Consider the following 5835-nt stretch of genomic DNA (forward strand, 5'->3'; position numbering starts at 1 on the left):
GGGTGTGGCTTGTTTTGTTTAGCGACTAATCAGATCGCACAAACTGGACTGAGTTCCCTTCCTCCGGTGATCTACTATTCGGAACAGCTATTTAGTTGTACCAATACATTTTTTCATGCAGTTAAACGGGATTGGGTAGTCATGAACAGCCCTTATAAAAATGCCTACAACCTAATATTTCAAGGCTGATATATGATGAAGGAAAGATTTGGTTTTTATAATCCAGAAATAATTGACACGCTAAATATAGATGGTGTACAAGTCAATCCAATAAAAGTGCATACCAGTGATGACAGTATGCTCCTGATTAAAGTTGATCAGGCAATACATGATGGCACCCGGGCCATCATTATTGGCTGGTGCAGTCAAGAAAGTGCCATATTCCATGTTTCCGGAAAGGCTGTCATTACAGAGCTGCAGCGGCATGAGAGACCTGAGGTCGCTGAAAGCCTGAACCTTGCCGCCGGGGTAAAATACGGGTTTTCCATTCAACTCGATATTCAGAAGTCCAAAGGAGTGATCTGCATTGGCATCGCCCCATCACTGGGCGCGGTTCCTGCAGAATTGTTTAGCATCAAATTTGAGGAGCATGTACCGGCCAAGTTAGATGAAGTCGCCATTCAGTTTGGGATGATCCTGCAATTTGATGCCATCGATCCAAGCCACCCAGCATTTTCAAAGTTGATAGCAAACGCGCCCTGCGCCCAAAGGCCATGCCTGTTTGCCAGAGCACATTTTGAAGCAGTCGTTGCCTGTGAAAATAATCATGAAGGATGCGTTATCGGGTGGTTTGCAATCGCAAAAAATGTCCCCACTTGGCTAGAGGATGAAGCGGGAAATATACATTCAATTGAGAATGCCTTCAGATATGATCGGGTCGATGTAAGACAAGCCATTTCCCATCAGGTCGATTACCCTGTAATAAATAGCGGGTTTATCTGCCATGTCAGTGGTATCCACCCAGGCCAACGACTTCAATTGAAAGCACTTGGTGAAGAGGGTGTGCATGTGCTGGCAACATTGGTGTGCACATCACTGTCAAATAACCCGGTAGAAGCTGCGCAATGGCTTGCATCCATTCATACTCCCCTTGCAATGCTGCATGAACGATTTGCCAAGGTCGACAGCCCTCTATTAAGTCGACTGCTGTCACATGCGCAGGCTCAGTGGCCAGACCTGCCCGTGTATGTCCGGGCATTGGGTTCACCAGTGACCCAGCCAAAAGTGAGCATCATTGTTCCCTTATATGGCAGAACAGATTTTGTTGAGCATCAATTGATGGAGTTTGCCGAAGATACATGGTTTAACCGTCATGTCGAGCTTATCTATGTATTGGATGACCCTAATCTGGTTGATGACTTCACTAGCCAAGCTGAAAGGCTTTACCGCATTTATCACATTCCCTTCAAGTGGGTATGGGGCAGTGTTAACCGGGGGTTCTCTGGTGCCAATAATCTGGGCGCAAGTCAAGCAACAGGGGAATATCTCCTGTTCCTCAATAGCGATGCGTTTCCTCGCAAGGCTGGTTGGGTCGAAAGCTTGATGATGACACTCCAGAGTCAACCAGGATTGGGCGTGATTACTCCACGCTTACTCTTTGCCGACGGTGGCATGCAACATGCCGGAATGGCATTCCTACGCCGCGAAGAGTTGGGCATTTGGGTAAATCACCACCCCTATATGGGCTTGGATCCTGCTCTCGACCCGCACCAAACCTTGACGACGGTTCCCGCAGTGACCGGGGCTTGTATGATGTTGCGGCGACAGGATTTTGATGCCGTAGGTGGTTGGGATACTGGTTACCTCATCGGTGATTTTGAGGATTCTGATCTCTGCCTGAAATTACGAACAGCCGGCTTTACTATCGGTTATTTGCCGACGGTTGAGTTGACTCATCTCGAACGGCAATCTTTCAAACTTCTCGGTGAAGGTGACTTTAGAACCAAGATTGTCATCTTGAACGCAACACGTCACCAGATCCGCTGGCAAGCGCTGCTCGCAGAGAGTGACAAGAGCCGTAAACTTTCAAAGAAATTGGTAAAGGCGATCTGAACATTATGAAGAAGCAACGTATTTTGGTGATGGCCCATGCTCATCCGGATTTCAGTCTGGGTGGTGGCGAGATTGCGGCTTACAACCTGTTCAAGGCCTATCAACAGCATCAAGATGTGGAAGAAGCCTGGTATCTTGGTCGAGCCGATCGTGGACGTGGCGCCACCGGGGCGATAACACTGCGCAGGCCAAACGAATATCTGTGGGAACAAGCGGTACATGATTGGCATATGATGAAAGCCGTGCACCAAGAGAGTCTGAGCACCTGGTTTGCCGATCTCATCCGGGCATTGAAACCGACCGTAGTGCATGTTCATCACTATGCACATATGGGGCTTGAATTCTTCCGGATTATCAAGCAGGTTGACCCCGACATCCGTATCGTTATGACCTTGCATGAGTATATGGCTATCTGCAGCAATAATGGGCAGATGATTAAAACCGGTGACTTCAAACTCTGCAGCAGAGAAAGTTATGATGAGTGTCACCGCTGCTTCCCTAATCGTACCCCCGAAGAGTTCTGGATGCGCAAGCATACCTTTATGAAACACTTCGGATTGGTCGATCAATTTGTGTCGCCGTCAGAATTCCTTCGCCAGCGTTATATTGACTGGGGCTTGCCAGCCGAAAACATCGTGGTGATTGAAAATGGCCAATCTGCTGAGCCGGCCATTCCCCCTCGCCCGCTGGCCGAGGGAGAGAGTCGCAACCGCTTCGGCTTTTTTGGTCAGATAAATCCCTACAAGGGGTTGGATGTGCTGCTGGAGGCACTGACCCTGATGCCTGAAGATGAGCGCAAGAACGTCGTACTAGAAGTTCACGGTGCAAACCTTGAATATCAATCTGCCGAGTTCCAGCAAAAAATTGAAGCGTTGCGCGGACCATTGATGAAAGAAGGAGTGGTACAGTGGGTGGGCCCCTATCAGCCTCATGAGCTACGTGCCCGCATGGCTGGGGTTGATTGGGTCATTGTGCCATCGATTTGGTGGGAAAACTCACCCATGGTGATACAGGAAGCAAAAGTGTGCGGTCGCCCGTTACTGGTTTCTGATATCGGTGGGATGGCTGAAAAAATAGAGCATAATATCGACGGCATGACTATTTCCGCAGGGAATAGGCTTGAGTGGAAAAAGATGTTGGCACGTGAAGATATTGATGTACTATTTGATAGTGTTATTTCCAATATAAACCGTCCTTTAACCTATAAAGAGTGCGCAGATGTTCATTTGAATTTGATCGAAAAGATATAATAAATGACTTTATACTATGTGATGTATTTTTGTGCCTATAGTCACAACGCGTTATATTTCTTGTTTGAAAAGGAAATAATTACTGCCGCGCTAAGGTTAAAGATAAAAACATATCAACAGTGAGCCTTTAATTCATCTTTGAACATGACTATTCTCTAATGCGACTAATTACAGCTAGCTGTTATACAGTTAACTTTTATAAGAAGTGTGTATGAAAAAATATATCGAAACATATTATGGCCATCGCTATACTTGCGGTGAAATGGCCATTGCATTGAAAACTAGAGATATAACAGATGAACATCTTGATTATGTAGCAAAGTTAGCCGCAAATAGATATTCTATGTACGCGTCTATCGTTAAAAACGTAAATTGGATGGTCACGCCAACAAAAGTTACAGCACATGAGTTCTCATTAAGAAATTATTTAAATAATAATAGCGCTTATAGTTGGGCATGGGAGGTTAAACATCGGATAGAAAAAATCAATGAAGCAGCATCTCCATTTTTTAATCCATATTTGTTGTCTGATTTGAGTCTTATGTTTAAATACGATACTCATTGGTCTCCTCTCGGTGCTCTCAGATATTTAGATTCCTTTTTTGATGACATAGGTATATTGGATCTTGTTAGAGATAAAATATCTACTAAAGATAATGGTGATATCTTATATGGAAATTGCCAATCTCCAAATGAGCGTTTAGGTGAAAGATTTATTAGTGTTCATTCAATACCGTATATAAATATCTTTAAGACGCCAGATTTTTCGACACCTGATTTAAATATTGAAATCAATATGTCTTGCGATTATATCCTAGATGAGAAAGTATTGATAATACATTCCTCATCATATCAGTTTTGCAAGGCTTTTGTATCTGGATTATTCAGAGAGACTGTAGAAATTTTTTCTCCATATATTCCTGCGGATATAATTAGCGTGGGATGCTTTGATAGAATAATAATTCAGTCAGCGGAGAGAAATATCGCCGTTGCTTATGATGGCTCATCATTAAATAAAACAATCCTTGCGTCAATTAATAACGACAAAACAAAGTTAATTTGCAACCACATTAGAAATGAATTACCAAAGGTTAATATTGATGATTGTACTAAGCATTTTCTATTTGGGCTAGCTGAGCACTGGAGCTCCTATGAATCTTAATTTTAAAAAGGCAGAAGATATTTTTACGTTAATAGATAGTTATGATGTTAAATTAACTGGCCGATTTTCAAATTTAACCAAAAATATTATTTACACACCAGATGTAAATCATAAGCAGTCAGCTGTATATGCCCATGAGATAGATAATGTACTTATATATGAAGGGAGAAGCTTAGTAAAAGATGGTTCTTTTTATATTGACACCCCATTGGAGTGGTCTTATGAAAAAAACCTGGAATATATAATGAGAGTTAAAGCTGTACATAAAAGCGAGTTTTCTTATATATCAGATGACTTCGAGTACCAAGAGAAAAGACCTTTACTACGGCTAAGTGATGAGGTTTTTCATTGTGGCTCTGTTGAACACTGGAATTTTGGTTTTTTCTTAACGGTGTTGATGCCAAAAATATATTACATTACGACTTTAAATAAAAATAAGCCTATACTTGTTCCAATACGAAAGAGTTGGCAGGTGCACTTGTTACAAGAGTTTTTTTGTGATGTGGAGTTCGTATTCTATGATCCAGACATTCCAGTTCATTGTGATAAAGTAATATCTGTGAGCTGGCCTGAATTTGGGTTTTATGTTAATCAGGATTACATCGCTTTTGTTAGGGGTAAAGTAAGAAAATACAATCTTAATAATGGTGAGAGGGAGGGAAAGATATTTTTAGGTAGGTCGGTAACTCGTGAGATTGATAATAGAGTGCGTTTGGGTAATTCAACGAAACACCTATTGAGAAAAAAAGGGTATAATGTTATTTATCCTGAATTGTTAACATATCAAAATCTGTTTAGCATTCTTCATGGTGCATCTGATATAATTGTTGAGTCTGGTTCTGCATTATTTAATTTGATTTTCTCAAATATCCCTAATATTACTGTACTAGAGTCTAGAAGTGAATTTGTTGGGAATCATTATCGGTTTATTTCATCTGTAGGTGAAAACTCTAAAATGATATATTTTGATAAAGAGAGTGAAAATTATATATTAGATTATCTCTCATAGCTTGGTGGATACTCTGACGTGAAAGGTGATAGTGTTTTGATGCTCTCTAGGGAAGGTGCGAACAAGTCCCTGATATGAGATCATGTTTGTCATCTGGAGCCATGGAACAGGGTTCATCATGAGTCATCAACTTACCTTCGCCGACAGTGAATTCAGCAGTAAGCGCCGTCAGACCAGAAAAGAGATTTTCTTGTCCCGCATGGAGCAGATTCTGCCATGGCAAAACATGGTGGAAGTCATCGAGCCGTTTTACCCCAAGGCTGGTAGTGGCCGGCGACCTTATCCGCTGGAAACCATGCTACGCATTCACTGCATGCAGCATTGGTACAACCTGAGCGATGGCGCGATGGAAGATGCTCTGT

Annotated in this window: 5 protein-coding genes; all 5 read left to right on the forward strand. The window is 42.3% G+C overall.

The window, feature by feature from the left end:
- The first annotated feature begins 192 nt into the window (after positions 1-192).
- Positions 193-2052, forward strand: coding sequence for a glycosyltransferase family 2 protein (locus AB5Y64_RS14920; protein ID WP_368204074.1), 1860 nt, complete (start codon positions 193-195; stop codon positions 2050-2052).
- A 5-nt stretch (positions 2053-2057) separates the two neighbouring features.
- Positions 2058-3302 (forward strand): glycosyltransferase, encoded by a 1245-nt coding sequence (locus AB5Y64_RS14925; RefSeq protein WP_368204076.1) that lies wholly within the window; start codon positions 2058-2060, stop codon positions 3300-3302.
- Positions 3303-3513: 211 nt separating this feature from the next.
- A complete protein-coding gene (locus tag AB5Y64_RS14930) occupies positions 3514-4464 on the forward strand; it encodes a hypothetical protein (protein ID WP_270698141.1) in 951 nt (316 codons plus the stop codon).
- Positions 4454-5473 (forward strand): DUF563 domain-containing protein, encoded by a 1020-nt coding sequence (locus AB5Y64_RS14935; RefSeq protein WP_368204078.1) that lies wholly within the window; start codon positions 4454-4456, stop codon positions 5471-5473. Before AB5Y64_RS14930 ends, AB5Y64_RS14935 begins: the two co-directional genes overlap by 11 nt.
- A 118-nt stretch (positions 5474-5591) precedes the next feature.
- Positions 5592-5835 (forward strand): transposase (locus AB5Y64_RS14940; RefSeq protein ID WP_368204081.1); only part of this gene is annotated, 244 nt, incomplete at its 3' end.

This window comes from Aeromonas sp. R5-1, assembly GCF_040908265.1.
GTDB lineage: Bacteria > Pseudomonadota > Gammaproteobacteria > Enterobacterales > Aeromonadaceae > Aeromonas > Aeromonas caviae.

What these genes read in the sequence shown, in the direction of transcription:
- AB5Y64_RS14920 (WP_368204074.1), top strand. Translation starts at nt 193, where the DNA reads ATGATGAAGGAAAGATTTGGTTTTTATAATCCAGAAATAATTGACACG.
- AB5Y64_RS14925 (WP_368204076.1), top strand. Translation starts at nt 2,058, where the DNA reads ATGAAGAAGCAACGTATTTTGGTGATGGCCCATGCTCATCCGGATTTC.
- AB5Y64_RS14930 (WP_270698141.1), top strand. Translation starts at nt 3,514, where the DNA reads ATGAAAAAATATATCGAAACATATTATGGCCATCGCTATACTTGCGGT.
- AB5Y64_RS14935 (WP_368204078.1), top strand. Translation starts at nt 4,454, where the DNA reads ATGAATCTTAATTTTAAAAAGGCAGAAGATATTTTTACGTTAATAGAT.